A 13,515-nucleotide genomic window follows, 5' to 3' on the forward strand; every position below is an offset into this window, starting at 1 on the left:
GATGCATAAATATTCGAAAGAAATACCATTCCCAGAGACAAAATTTTTCACTTCAATTGCCAAATTGGATGAAAAGGAAGAATTAGATTCTGTTCCTTCAATTGCATTTATGGGTAGGTCAAACTCTGGAAAATCAAGTTTACTCAACGCATTGTCAAATCATAGGGGGCTTGCAAAAGTATCAAAAACACCAGGTAAAACAAAACTCATCAATATTTTTAGAACCAAAGTTGGATTCAATTTGGTCGACTTGCCTGGATTTGGTTATTCAAAAGCTTCTCATAAAGAACACAAAGATATGATGAATCTTTTGGAAGGTTTTTTAAATTCGTGGAAACAATTAAAAATACTTTTTATCTTGTGTGATTCTCAAAGAGATTTTCCAGAAGAGGAATTATCAACAATCGAAGTTGCAATGGAAAAAAAAATCAAACCCGTTGTGATACGAACTAAAATTGATAAACTAAACCAAAGTGGCCAACACAAAGTGAGGACCGAAATGGAAGCTGCAATGAATGAAATTGGTATTCCTTTTCGCGTGTTTTATCTTTCGGCAACGACTGGAAGAGGGATTGGCGAATTGAGGGAGTTTATTTTAGAAACACTTGGAGTTCAAACAAAAGTGTCTAATGTTGAACCAGAACGTGAATCCAGTTGATAATTCATCATTCCAAAAACATTTGATGCCATCATCTTTCTAAAATCAGTCAGGAGAGCAAATGTCTCTTTCAATTGTTCTTTGATGCGAAGCAGACGTACTTCCTCTTCTAATCGTTTTTTTTCAGATTCTAATTCTTTTTGTCTTTCTGATGATTCAACTGCTGAAGATTTTTTACTTTTTTCAGATTCTAATGAAGATTCTATCTCTTTGATTTTGGATTCTAAATTCTTTTCGTAATTTCTTTTTTGGATTTCTTTTGGATTGTTGCGTTCCGTTTTATCAGAAACCTTATCTTTTCTTTCTTTTTCTTCCTCGAGTTTTTGTTGGAACAAATCTTTGATTGACTTACCGTCGGAGTAAGGCACTAAACTTGGATCTTCGTCTTTAGTATTTGGTTTTGTGATCGCATGTGTTTCACCACTCACAGCCACCATTCGTCCATCGCGTAACTCATAATTGATTTTGACCTGGACAGATTGCACTTCCCTGCCTTCGCGGAAAGCCTCATTTTTGAATTCTTGCGCATGCCCTAATTCATGAGAAATGACATGTAATGCCGATAAAGTTTCTGGAGCACTTTCTAATTGGCCATGACCGATATAGCTCACCCGTCGATCTCTTTGGAGATCTGCATTCAAACGATTGAATGAGGAGTCTTCTATTCTCATGGAAACCTAACCACCTAATGGGTACTTCGGTTTGTAATAAGAAAAGATTAGTACGAAATTGTATTTTTGGAAAGTAAAAACTCTCCCAAATGAATTGGGAGAGTTCTAAAAATGAATCGAATTTTATGGACCTTGTCTCACACAACGGACATAATTCCGTTGCGTTTTGACTACAGAACGTTGTACACCATAGGATTGTCTGTCAAAGGAAATGGCAAATGCAGTTTCTCCAGGTAAGTCATCTTGGTTAGACCAAGCAGTCCAATAATCTTCTTCCTGGGTGGACGGGAAAAATTGCAAAGTGGCTGCCCGACCTGGGATCACTAACCTTTGGAATTCAATTGGAGTAGGAATGCGCCAAGAAGCACCCAAAAAGTTACTATTTTGACAAGCTGCATATAACTCGCTTGTTCCTAAAATTCCGATAGAAGAAAATCCTTGGATCACTTGCGGAAACGAAATGGAATTACATGCATGTGTTTTGGAATCACAAAATGCAACTTGGATCGCACCAGCACGATTGGAATCATAAGGATTGTAAATAGATCCCTGTGGGGCACCCAAACAGTCGTTAAATCCAGATCGGTAAATTTGACCGTGGGTACATTTCTGCCAAATCAAATTGGTGATAACATCCGTAACAGTTCCGTTGCCGTTGTCCCGCAAACTTTGGTTTGCGATAAGGCCTGCAAAGAGTTGGTTGGTTTCTTCTGGGCTTAATCCATAGATATCGTCTACAGGTTTCATTTCACAATTGATGAAAAAAGAGAAAGCCAAAAGAGCAAAACAGGAATGAAGTATTTTCATAATCTTAAAGCGCTCCCTTAGAATATGTGGTTAAAATTGATAAACGTTTGTCTATCTTCGTTCGAGATAGCATGATCGAAATAGATAACAGTTGCTTGGTTCCAAGGAATCCTGAGTCCAATACCTCTCGAATGTTTATAGTTTTTCAAGTTTGCATCTTCTGTTCGATCCCAAACACGTCCTACATCATAGAATGGTACCAATTGGAAGTCAAAATGTTGGCCACCAAATTCAGCTTCTGCAAATTTCCATCGAACTTCAAAGTTTGCGTAAGCCATCGTTTGTCCCACAAATCGATCTTGTTTGTAACCACGAATGGTTGTTCTACCACCAAGACCTGACTGGTTAACTTCTGTCCCCCACATGTTACGGTATTCGTAAAATGGCGCATCTCCATTCGTTTGAATCATGGATCCGCGTGCCGCGATCACAAATTTTTCCAAAATTTCTGGAGGTTTATTCGTAAACCATGTAACAGGACTTATGAAAATACGGGCAGAAACTAAGTTTTTATTAAATTCAGAAGTTGATCCAATTGCTTTTGTGGAACGTTCGTGAGTGTATTCTAAGAACAATCCTCGGTTCGGGTCTGGTTCAAAATCACGAGTGTCATAAACGATACCAGCACGGATTGTATTCGTGTAACCACCGTTAACACCTCTAATTTTACCATCTTTATCATCCCGAGTTAACTTTGTTTCCCCTTGTGGAGTAGCAAATGTCCGGTCTACATCTAATAGTCCAAGGATTCCGTCAGCAGGTCCAAGGTATGCATTATTGTTCACACCATCAAATCGACGGATGATTTGTTTTGATAATCGGACACCAGTGACTGTCCGGAGTGTTCCACCAAAAAAGGAATACTCACCCGAGGTACTGAAGTTAGGGTTTTCAATGTCATAACGATTGTATTTATTATCACTGACAATGGGAGCTTCACCAATACCAGCATCCCCTGGCCTTCTGAAGCTTAAATTATCTTCGTAGTCGGAAAAAGGTGCATTTCTACGGATTCTACCGTTTGGATCGTTTCGTTCGAGATACGAAAGTGGTTGGAGTGTTCCTTCTCCTAATCCAAAATACAAGGAATTTGGATTTCTTTCATAAACCAAATCAGCACGTAACCGCCATTTCGTGTCAAAAATATACGGTGCATCCAAACTCAATTGGTGATAAGGTGCTCGTTTGGTAGTATTAAAATACTGAGCAAAGATCCTTACACGATATGGAGTGTATTCAAACATAGGGGAAGTTCTGTTCCCGTTGTAAAAATACAATACACGCGCACCGTATCCAATCCCCACATTGGGATCTGAGTTGATGAGAGGGAGCCCAGTGAAGTAACCACCCTCTTTTTTATTTTTAAAATCACGTTCACTCAATCTCTTTTTTTCAGAGATTTCAAACGGAAGGTCGGTTCTAGGTGCTCGCTCCTGCGCAAAAACACTTGTTACCAGGGAAAAAAATAACAGAAGTATGAAACTTCTCAAAATAGAATTGTACATTCTCTACCTATTCGCCAAAGAAACTGCCTTACTCTGGGAAATTTGCAAAATATGTCAAATAGATTCGAGAAATTATGTTTTTTCCAATTCGATTCTGTGTAAAATTAGAAGAACTTCGTCCTGTTGGACAAGTGCCCCTTGCTCCTTTCTGATTTCTTCGACACGGCATGGGTAAGGAGCTTTGATCGCATTTTCCATTTTCATCGCTTCCAAGATTAACAGCGTTTCCCCTACTCTGTGTTCACTTCCCACCTTCGTAGAAATTTGCACTACTTTCCCTGGCATCGGACTTTTGATTTCTGGAGACGTTTGCCCAGCCATTTCATAATTTCTCTCTGTTAGTTTGGCACTCCAAGTTTCCCCTTTCCAATGGAAAAAAATTTGGTTCTTAATTTTTAGGAACTTCAGTAAGGAACCATCTTTCATTTGCACTGTGGGCAATTGGTTGTCTTTGGCTTTGAAACCTTCAACAAAGGTATCCATTTGGATGGGAAAGGATTCATTCCCAATCCTAACACGGATTGAGTTTCCATCAACATGGACAGAAGCAGGTTTTGATTTTGTTTCGAATAAAAAGTCCATAATGATTTTCCTTAAGGCATCCAGGGATCAAGAGTTTGTTTTGATGAGAAAAATAGACCTGCAAGTGCAAATTTAAGCTCATCCTTTGTGTTCTCTTTCAATAGTTGTTCTTCATGATCCGCAATAAAGTGTGTGGAGACATTTCCTTTGGCAAATTCTTCTGTTGACACTAATTTTTGTAAGAACTGTAAATTGGTTTTAGGACCAAAAACAATTGTTTCGGATAAACATTCAATAAGTCGTTCAATCGCTGTTAATCGGTCTTCACCCCATACGATGAGTTTTGCAATCATAGGATCATAATACATAGTTATTTCAGAACCTGTCACTACACCAGAATCAATGCGTAAGTCTTCTCTTGTGGGAAAAGATAAATGATGGATTTTTCCAATCGATGGTAAAAATCCTTCTTTGGGATCTTCAGCATAAATACGTACTTCAATGGCATGGCCTTTTTGAGAAGGAGACTTTAGGCTGGGAAGAGGTTCCCCTTGGCAAACTCGAATTTGCCACTCCACCAAATCAAGTCCAGTTGTCATCTCGGTGACTGGATGCTCCACTTGCAAACGTGTGTTCATCTCTAAAAAATAAAATTCACCCTTCTCACCTAATATGAATTCTACGGTTCCAGCACCTTCGTATTGGACTGCTTTACCTGCCATCACGGCTGCTTCAGCCATCTTGGATTTTAATGAAGGTGAAAAATTGGGAGCGGGAGTTTCTTCTACTACCTTTTGGTGGCGCCTTTGTAAGGAACAATCCCTTTCATGTAAATGGATAATATTTCCATGTGTATCACCAAAAATTTGAAACTCAACATGCCTTGGGTTCACAATGTATTTTTCTAAAAGAATTCGATCATCTCCAAAGGCAGACATCGCTTCTCGTTTTGCAGATAATATTCCTGCTTCCAGTTCGTCGGGTGAATTGATTCGGCGCATCCCTTTTCCACCACCGCCAGCACTTGCTTTTGCCATAACCGGATAACCAATTTTTTCTGCTTCCTTTTTGAAAACAGACATCTCTTGGGATTCCCCTTCATACCCTGGGACAACCGGTACGCCACTTTTAGCAACTAATATGCGTGAGCCGATTTTGTCTCCCATCGCTTCAATCGAATGTGGTTTTGGACCAATGAAAGAAATTCCATGTTGTGATAATTTCTTTGCGAAGTCTGTATTCTCCGATAAAAAGCCGTAACCTGGATGCACGGCATCTGCACCTGTAGCAAGGCAAGCCTCAATGACTTTATCAACATTTAAGTATGACGAACGTGCATCCGTTCCGCCAAGTGGATAGGCTTCATCCGCACTTAAAACGAACAAACTTTGAGAATCGGGATCAGAATAAACGGCAACGGTTTTTATCCCCATTTTTTTGGCAGTGCGAATGACTCGTACGGCTATTTCACCACGATTGGCGATAAGTATTTTTTGGATCGGCTTCATATGAGTAGGTTCAAAACTGAAGAATAGCGAAAATAAATCAACAGAAAGATCGTAAGTGAATTGACCATCTTCTAAACTCACAAATTCTTTTTTTATGCTGAAGTTGTTTTTCAAACCAAGATTTTCAGACCGTATTTTTTTAACATATGTATGTTTTGGGTTTTTGACTCTTTTCCTTCACCGGATTTTGTTCTTTTATGTATATTCCTATCGATTGGATGAAATCAATTTTTTATTAATTCTTAAAGCATTCCTCATTGGATTTCGTTTTGATTTTGTTACCGTCTCGATATCGTTAGTTGGATTTTATATACTTTCGATTTGGGATACAGTTTCAAGGTATCAGTTTTATCGAAATCTATGGGTTGTTACACCACTAGTTATATATCCTTTTTGTGTATTACATTTATTTGCAGATTTACTTTATTTTGAAAATGCAAATAAACATATTGGTTATGAAGCCATTGTTTTTTTAGGTGATTTAGATGTATTGATTGTATCCGCATGGTCTGAAGCTCCCTTTAAAATTCTCTCCTTCTTATTTCTCATTTTATTGTATATTCTAGGTATTCGATTTTGGTTTCGTAAGAAAAAGATTGGATACCAAGTGAATGAAGCAGAATCAAATCGGTATTCAATGACAAAATCGATTTTATGGATTTTGTTTTTTTTCATTGGTTTACGCGGAGGACCACAAGAATCACCACTGAGAGCAAGTGAAGCAATCATTTCCGAAGATGCTCTTATCAATCAAATTGCATTAAATGGAATTTACACCACCATCAATGATTTCAAAAGCCAATCAATACCCAAACACTTAAAAATGAGTGAGACGGATATGATTTCGATTGTCAGAGACGAAATCCAATTTGATGGATCCCAATTTTTAAATGATCCAAACTTTCCATTGTTGCGAAAAATCAATGAAAGACCCGGTAAAAAACCAACAAACGTGGTTCTAGTGATCCAGGAATCTTGGACTGGTAAGTTTGTTTGGCCTGTCTCGGATGGTTATTGGTTAGGGAAGGAAATAACCCCGTATTACAATCAATTGGCGAAAAAAGGACATAGTTTCCGGAAGTTTTACGCAAATGGCGGAAGGACGAGTAATGCACTACTCTCTGTATTAACCAGTATTCCGGATAGACCAGGCCTTACCGCGATTCGCACACCTCAAATCCTTAGCCACTTTTCAGCTATTGGAAATATCTTTTCTGAGTTAGGTTATGAAACAAGTTTTATCACTGGAGATGATTTAAAATTTGATAGTCTTGCTACAATTTTACCTCACTTCGGATTCAAAACTTTAATTGGTAAAGAAGATTTCCGGAAGTCAGGGTTGTACCAAATTGGAGCATGGGGATATGATGATGAGCACCTTTATTCCAAAGCCATACAAGAGATGGATATTTACCAAAAAAATAATAAACCGTTTTTAATGACAATTCTCACCATGACAACACATTACCCTTATAAAGTTCCAAATCCTAAGTATGAAATTTTTGATTCAAGTGTTACTGATTTCGATTATCTAAACACTTATCATTATTCGGATGCTGCCTTAGAAGGATTTATGAAAGAAATTCAAAAAAGAAAATATTTTGATGATACTTTATTTGTATTTGTGGGGGATCATACCCATCATAGGTATTTATCTTATTACGAAGATAGAATGGTGCCTTTTTTATTATTCTCACCAAAATACATTAAACCAAAGTTAGACGAAAGAATATCTTCTCAACTGGATGTGTTACCAACAATTTTAGGAGTGATTGGTAGAGAAACGTATTTTTCTGGATTTGGAAAAAACCTAATGGCTCCGAATGTAAAATCAGGAAGTACTTATTTTGCCTATGGAAGTGCTTGTGGTTGGATAGATGAAGAAAAAATTCTTTACCAAAGTGTTGACGGAGACACCCAATTTATTTTTCAAATGGTGCCTCCTTATGCAGAAGATCCAGTTTGTAACCCAAACCGTACAAATTGTACGAATCAAACATTAAAAGCAAAAGCTTTTTTTAATTTGTCACTTGAGCTGATGAATCGCAATGCCATTTACCCTTTGGAAGGACGATTACGGTACTCCAGGAAATGAATCCACATATTTCACTTTAAAGTCAGGAAAACTTGTCACAATTTGGACTTTAAAATCGGGGAAACTTGTCACCTCTTGCCACTGGCCACAGTCAGAGGGAAAACTAGTGACTTTTTTTACCTTTAGGTCTGGAAAACTGTCGACAATCTGAACTTTAAAATCAGGGAAACTTGACACAAACTGCACTTTGCCAGCCAACTTTTTGCCTTTGAATGTACAATCGGATCCAACTTCTCCTGCAAATAACCCAACCGTCAAAATCATAGTCAGTAAAATAAAAAAGAAAGGTTTCATCTTCCCTCCAAAATTTAAGAAATAAATTCTCGATTTATTTTTAAGGATGTCAATCCTTTTGTTCATGAATTCTGAATCTGCCATTTTATTCACTCAATGTTTGCAAAATGATTTCACATCGCTTTTGGATAAATATGATCCACTTCCCAATTCATTACACATCGGCTATGCAGAAGCCAATCGATTACTCGGAGAAATGGTCGAAGATGGACCTGTATTTTCCCTTATGGATTGGGCATACGAAACAGAGCCAAACCGTTTAAAATTAATTCACATTCGTGATTGGCACGATCCCAATTCAAAATCACAGGAAGACCATCTTATACAATTTGGATACCATTGTATTAAAGATACAAAAGGAGCTGAGTTTGTGTTTGAAAATTGGATTCAAAAAGATCCAAAACGAGCAGAGATAATTAATGCCTCAGGATTAAATGACTTTGTAGATACAAATTTAGAATCCGTTTTAAAACCTTACAAAGGTAAACCGATAAAAGTTGGAATTACAGGTGTTTGGACCGAAGCAAAAATAACCTTCCTTTGTTATGATCTTAAAACAAGATACCCAGAGTTTGAATTAGCAGTTTGTTCTGCCCTAACCGCAAGTTCCTCTTTATCTATGCATTTTATTGCATTGGATCAGTTGAAACAAATTTTAGGCGTACAAGTGTTTTCTTCAATCGGTGCATTTACAGAATTTTTAACTGGTGAACAACCAAATGTAGTGAAACGAATTTCCACTAATGCAAGGATCTCAAGTGAAAAACTAAAATTAGATCCAAAGTATCCTATCTCTGATCTTGATAAACAAATCTTGCTCTATTTATTTCGTGATTGTAAGGAAGTTGAGTTCAAAACGTTGGATGGAGGATTTTCAGGTAACGTCGTTTTAAAATCAAAATCCACCGACCATTTAGGACATGCACAAGTTCCATGTGTTGTCAAAATTGGAAGTCGCGACTTGATTGCAAAAGAAAGAACCTCCTTTGAAAGAATCCAAGAAGTATTAGGAAATAATGCACCTTCAATTGTCGACTTTTGTGAATTAAATGATCGTGGGGCAATCAAATACCGTTATGCAGCAATGTTAGACGGAAATGTAAAAACATTCCAAAAAGTTTACGGATCGATGGCTGATGGATCTGGACTTGATCGTGTCATTGACATCGTATTTGGTGAACAACTAGGACGTTTGTTTGAAGCTGCCTCTACCGAAAAACTTAATTTGTTGGAATATTATGATTTCCAAGCAAAATATGCAAAATCGGTGAGATCGAGAGTAGAATCAATATTAGGTGGACCACAGACGAATGATACAATTCGTATATTGCCTGGATATGAAGTGGGTAATCCATGCATATTTTATGAAAAAGATTTACGAGCACTCAAAGAGTACAATGCAATTTCACATAACACTTCTTATGTACATGGAGACTTGAACGGAGCCAATATCATAATCGATGCACAAGAGAATGTATGGATGATCGATTTTTTTCATACACATCGAGGCCATATCATACGTGATCTTTTAAAACTTGAAAACGACGTATTATATATTTTTTGTAAAATTGAAACAGAAGCAGAATGGAAAGAAGCGTTGATTCTCACTGAAATTTTACATCGCCAAGAAGATTTAGGAATTCCACTTCCATTCGAGGCACCAAAAGAATTATCCAATGATAAATTTAGAAAGGCTTATCGCGTTGTCGCAAAACTCAGGTCCTATTACCCCCGTTTAGTGAAACTTGACCGAGATCCATACCAAATGCATGTAGGTGCCTTACGATATGCAATGCATACAATTTCCTTTGATGAATGTAATGAATGGCAAAAGAAATGGGCTTTGTATGTTGGTGCTAAACTTATTGATAAAATCAAATCCTATATACAAAAATCAAAAGTTTTACGCATTGATTATTTAAATTCGATTCAAAACGAAACAATGGGATCTATCTCAAACATTGGACTTACGATTTTACCTGGAAGAAAAGACCGTGGAAGGGTGCTCCAAGATGATTTACAAACCATCAAAAACGAAGGGATCACTCATATCTTAAGTCTGATCACGGAACAAGAATACATCCAATATGGAGTGACTGATCTAAAATCTGAAATTCCTAAACTAGGATTGGAGCAAAAACAATTATCAATTTTGGACCAAAAAGTGCCAAATCTCTCTCAAATGAAAGAGATCGTCGAATGGATGGATTCGGTCTTTTCCAAAAAACAAAAAATTCTTATCCATTGTGTTGGTGGACTTGGCCGCTCGGGAACGGTTGCATGTGCGTATTTGATTTGGAAGTACAAAATGGATGCAGAATCAGCAATTCAAAAAGTGAGAGAATCGAGAAGTGAACGTGCTGTTGAATCACACGAACAAATTCGATTCTTAGAATTATGGGAAAAAACGATACGTAACTAGGTAGAAAGTAATTTTTTCCTTTCTACTTCTAACATACCGTCTAACTCTTGTTTTTTGGAGTGCATCAATCGATATAGATGGTCTTGGAATTCTTCCCAATTTGAAAAATCACTTGGATTGTGGATTCCAAGTCCTAAATATCCGATAACATTTCCTTTTTGGTATTCTTGGTAGGTAGTGATGCCTGACTTCACTGCTACAAATACAGGAATTTTTTGGTCAAAAGCAATTTTCACCATCCCTTTTTTTAAAGGTTGGATTTCTTCACTATAAGTATTTTTACCTTCAGGATAAACGATATAGGATGTGGTTTTTAGTCCTTCAATTAAGTTTTTGACTGACACGGCAATTGACATCGCTTTTGAATTATCAAATACTTGCGAGCCCATAGCTGTCATCCACCAATAGGCAAACCATGCTTTTTTGATGACTTGGTTTGCTAAGAATGGTTTTCTAATCACATAACAATCGTAAGGAAAATCCATTTCATTTACATGATTTAAAAAAATCATATGACCTTTTTCTGGAACCGTGAATTCGTTAAACACTAAGACTTTTGTTTTGGTAATTTTTTTGACATCTTCGGCCCAAATTTTTGTGCCTTCTAAAAATTCTTTGATGCGTTTTTCTCGGTTCCCGGTCACCGATCGATATAATCCCCGAATTAAATACGGACTGGCCTTTCCAAATACCAATAAGGTGATTCGCAAATAAACTTTCATCACCAAACGTCCGTAGTGAACACTAAGTCCGTGTAAGTTTTTTTCAATTAAGTTGTCAACGACTGGAATTTTCGCCATAGCAACAATTAGACAAAAGAGTGGTTTCTATGGATATAAAAAAGCCCAAGAAATTTCTTGGGCAATTGATTTGGAAACAGTGTTAGATATTGTTTCTTATTGTTGCGGTGTGTTAGTAGTTCCTTGAGCTGGTTTTGCGGGAACATTGAGAGCTTTTTTACGTTCTTGATCGTATTTCATGAACACCATGTTATTGGAATCATAATCGTAAACTCGACCTCTCACGTCTGCATGGTCCACTCGATACTCTTCTGGCACTCGAACATCAAACATTGCTTGGATTCGATGGTCATACTTTACATAAGGATTCTTAGAAAAGTCATATGTAACACCATCAACTTTTACAGGTTGCCCTTCAACACTCGCACCAGTTTCATCTTTAACTGCTTCTGATTTTGCCTGTGAGTTATTGAGATAATAGTTATCATAAGGGTATTTTAATTTATAGATATTGATGGCATTGGCTTTTGAATCACGAGCAAGGTTGATTGCTCCGAAATACAACTCAATACGATACTTTCTATGTGATGGTTGTAGTTTTTGGTGTTTTTCTAAATTACGTTCCACTTTTAATGCGTTGGCTCTTGCTTCTTTTGCAAGACCTAAGTGTTTGTAACCAAGCTCCATATTCTTTTCAATGTCATACTTATTATAGCTATAATGTGCCTCTTTTGGGTCGTACATCCTTCTTTGGAATGGTGCTTCACGAGGAAGGTCCATCACATCCTGGCGGAAATAAGATCCTTTTCCATATTCAATGGAAATATCAAGAAGAGCTTTATCCAAGGGATTGTTTGGATTTTTACGTTCCATTGCTGTTTTCATCATCTCTTCAGCCCGGAGGATGTATAACTGCGAAAGTTCTTCCGTCATTTTTTCAACTGCCAATTGGCATTCGAGAAAACGTTGGTAAGCAGAAGGAAAGTTTCCTTCAAAATGGTATTGTAATCCTTCTTGGTAGATACGTTTGGCTTCTAAGTATTTTTTCATACGGAAACCTTCTTTCCCTTCGGGAGCATTTAACTCGGTAGGTTTCCCTTCCGCATCTTCCCCACGAAAGTTTTTAACGACTGGTTCAAGCTCACGTAGGTATGTTAAGAGCTCGATTCGTTTTTGGTAGGATTTACTGGAGACCGATTCCGCAAACATAGGTGCTTGCATCACGAGACTCATCATGAGAATAAGAAGGGATTGTTTCATTGCTCTGCCATTCATTCCGTTTCCGTACTTTCCTTCGTTAGAAGAATCTTACAAGTAATTTCAGGGTGTCCCCTGTGAGTATTATCGGAGATTTATGATATTGGATTGACAGATTGTATTTTAAAATTGAGCCTTTTCCTAGATTTTTCCTATGTCCCAAGCCGCTGCCCAGTCAAAAAAAGTATCTTTTCGTGCCAAAGAGTCTACAGCTTGCCCAATTTGTGATGAAAATCACCAAAAGGAGCAGATGTTCCAAGGGGGTGGTCGACTCATCGCTGGGAAATTAGCCCAAGATTTACGTCGTCTCTACGAAAAAAATAGGAAATTTGGACGTGTGAGTCCTCTGGATTATGTCATGACAGTCTGTCCGAGGTGTTTGTATTCTTCTTTTCCGAAAGATTGGAATGCACTGAACCCCGCTGACAACGAAGCGATTCGTATGGCAACCGATGCTCGCAGAAGTTATATAGAAAAAATTCTTGGTCCACTGGATTTCACACAGGACCGCCAAATCGTGTTAGGTGCCGCTTCTTATTTACTTGGGATGGATTGTTACCAATTACGTGGTGTGAGTGTTGCCCCTACACCGAAAAAAGCAGTTTGTGCGATTCGTGCTGCTTGGTATTTTTCAGACCTTCATGATGAATTCCCCCATATCGGATATGATAAAATTAGAGATTTACTCTACCAAAAAGCTGCGGTCATTTACGGTTATACATTAGAACTCATGCAGAATGGAAACGAACCTGTAGACCAAGCCGCAGGGATGTTAGGACCTGATACGGACAACAATTGGGGATTTGACGGTGTTATTTATTTGAATGCATTCCTAACAAAAAAGTTCAAAGACCAAATGGCCCCAAAACCCGAAGACCAAGTGTTACTTTTATCACGAGCTAAACGAACACTTGCTAGGTTGTATGGTTCAGGAAAAGCAAGTAAAGGAAAACCTGGTCCTATCGTGGAAATGACACGAGAGTTATACGACGAATACAATGCAATATTAGAAGCAATGGGAGGCGAGAAGTAAGGG

At 37.8% G+C, this 13,515-nt stretch carries 12 protein-coding genes; 4 read left to right on the forward strand and 8 right to left on the reverse strand.

Annotated elements, in window-relative coordinates:
- The first annotated feature begins 1 nt into the window (after position 1).
- Positions 2 to 658: a ribosome biogenesis GTP-binding protein YihA/YsxC gene (gene yihA, locus EHQ43_RS07755; protein ID WP_135740996.1), complete on the forward strand. Its 657-nt coding sequence runs from the start codon at positions 2 to 4 to the stop codon at positions 656 to 658.
- Here yihA and EHQ43_RS07760 read toward each other — a convergent pair.
- The 5 genes from EHQ43_RS07760 to EHQ43_RS07780 all read right to left on the reverse strand — a co-directional run bounded on the left by EHQ43_RS07760 (position 613) and on the right by EHQ43_RS07780 (position 5,671).
- Positions 613 to 1,329: a hypothetical protein gene (locus tag EHQ43_RS07760; RefSeq protein ID WP_135740995.1), complete on the reverse strand. Its 717-nt coding sequence runs from the start codon at positions 1,327 to 1,329 to the stop codon at positions 613 to 615. The genes yihA and EHQ43_RS07760 overlap by 46 nt on opposite strands.
- Before the next feature lie 123 nt (positions 1,330 to 1,452).
- The gene (gene lsa25 / locus EHQ43_RS07765) at positions 1,453 to 2,136 is read right to left on the reverse strand and encodes a surface adhesin Lsa25 (RefSeq protein WP_135740994.1); all 684 of its coding nucleotides are present in this window, start codon (positions 2,134 to 2,136) and stop codon (positions 1,453 to 1,455) included.
- A 17-nt stretch (positions 2,137 to 2,153) separates the two neighbouring features.
- Positions 2,154 to 3,641, reverse strand: coding sequence for an Omp85 family outer membrane protein (omp85, locus tag EHQ43_RS07770; protein ID WP_135770627.1), 1,488 nt, complete (start codon positions 3,639 to 3,641; stop codon positions 2,154 to 2,156).
- 72 nt (positions 3,642 to 3,713) lie between these two features.
- Positions 3,714 to 4,223, reverse strand: a complete 510-nt coding sequence (locus EHQ43_RS07775) for an acyl-CoA carboxylase biotin carboxyl carrier protein subunit (protein ID WP_135770629.1) — start codon at positions 4,221 to 4,223, stop codon at positions 3,714 to 3,716.
- An 11-nt stretch (positions 4,224 to 4,234) separates the two neighbouring features.
- Positions 4,235 to 5,671 carry an acetyl-CoA carboxylase biotin carboxylase subunit gene (locus EHQ43_RS07780; protein WP_135770725.1) on the reverse strand — a complete coding sequence of 479 codons (1,437 nt, stop codon included), beginning with the start codon at positions 5,669 to 5,671 and terminating at the stop codon, positions 4,235 to 4,237.
- Between the two features lie 94 nt (positions 5,672 to 5,765).
- Here EHQ43_RS07780 and EHQ43_RS07785 point away from each other — a divergent pair, with 94 nt between their 5' ends.
- Entirely contained in the window at positions 5,766 to 7,766 is a 2,001-nt protein-coding gene (locus EHQ43_RS07785) for an LTA synthase family protein (RefSeq protein ID WP_135770630.1), read from the forward strand.
- Here the strand turns inward: EHQ43_RS07785 and EHQ43_RS07790 are convergent.
- On the reverse strand, positions 7,746 to 8,060 hold the full coding sequence (locus EHQ43_RS07790) for a 7(1) septoil knot domain-containing protein (protein WP_135770632.1): 315 nt from the start codon (positions 8,058 to 8,060) through the stop codon (positions 7,746 to 7,748). The two genes, EHQ43_RS07785 and EHQ43_RS07790, sit on opposite strands and share 21 nt — an antisense overlap.
- Positions 8,061 to 8,124: 64 nt before the next feature.
- Here EHQ43_RS07790 and EHQ43_RS07795 point away from each other — a divergent pair, with 64 nt between their 5' ends.
- Complete coding sequence (locus EHQ43_RS07795; protein WP_135770634.1) at positions 8,125 to 10,482, forward strand: dual specificity protein phosphatase family protein; 2,358 nt, start codon at positions 8,125 to 8,127, stop codon at positions 10,480 to 10,482.
- Here EHQ43_RS07795 and EHQ43_RS07800 read toward each other — a convergent pair.
- Positions 10,479 to 11,282, reverse strand: coding sequence for a lysophospholipid acyltransferase family protein (locus EHQ43_RS07800; protein WP_135740988.1), 804 nt, complete (start codon positions 11,280 to 11,282; stop codon positions 10,479 to 10,481). The genes EHQ43_RS07795 and EHQ43_RS07800 overlap by 4 nt on opposite strands.
- A gap of 96 nt (positions 11,283 to 11,378) precedes the next feature.
- Positions 11,379 to 12,482, reverse strand: coding sequence for an LIC11274 family protein (locus EHQ43_RS07805; RefSeq protein ID WP_167481766.1), 1,104 nt, complete (start codon positions 12,480 to 12,482; stop codon positions 11,379 to 11,381).
- Positions 12,483 to 12,633: 151 nt separating this feature from the next.
- Between EHQ43_RS07805 and EHQ43_RS07810 the strand changes: the two genes are divergently transcribed.
- Positions 12,634 to 13,512 (forward strand): DUF2225 domain-containing protein, encoded by an 879-nt coding sequence (locus EHQ43_RS07810; protein WP_135740986.1) that lies wholly within the window; start codon positions 12,634 to 12,636, stop codon positions 13,510 to 13,512.
- The last annotated feature ends 3 nt before the right edge of the window (positions 13,513 to 13,515 follow it).

It is taken from the genome of Leptospira bouyouniensis (genome assembly GCF_004769525.1).
GTDB lineage: Bacteria > Spirochaetota > Leptospiria > Leptospirales > Leptospiraceae > Leptospira_A > Leptospira_A bouyouniensis.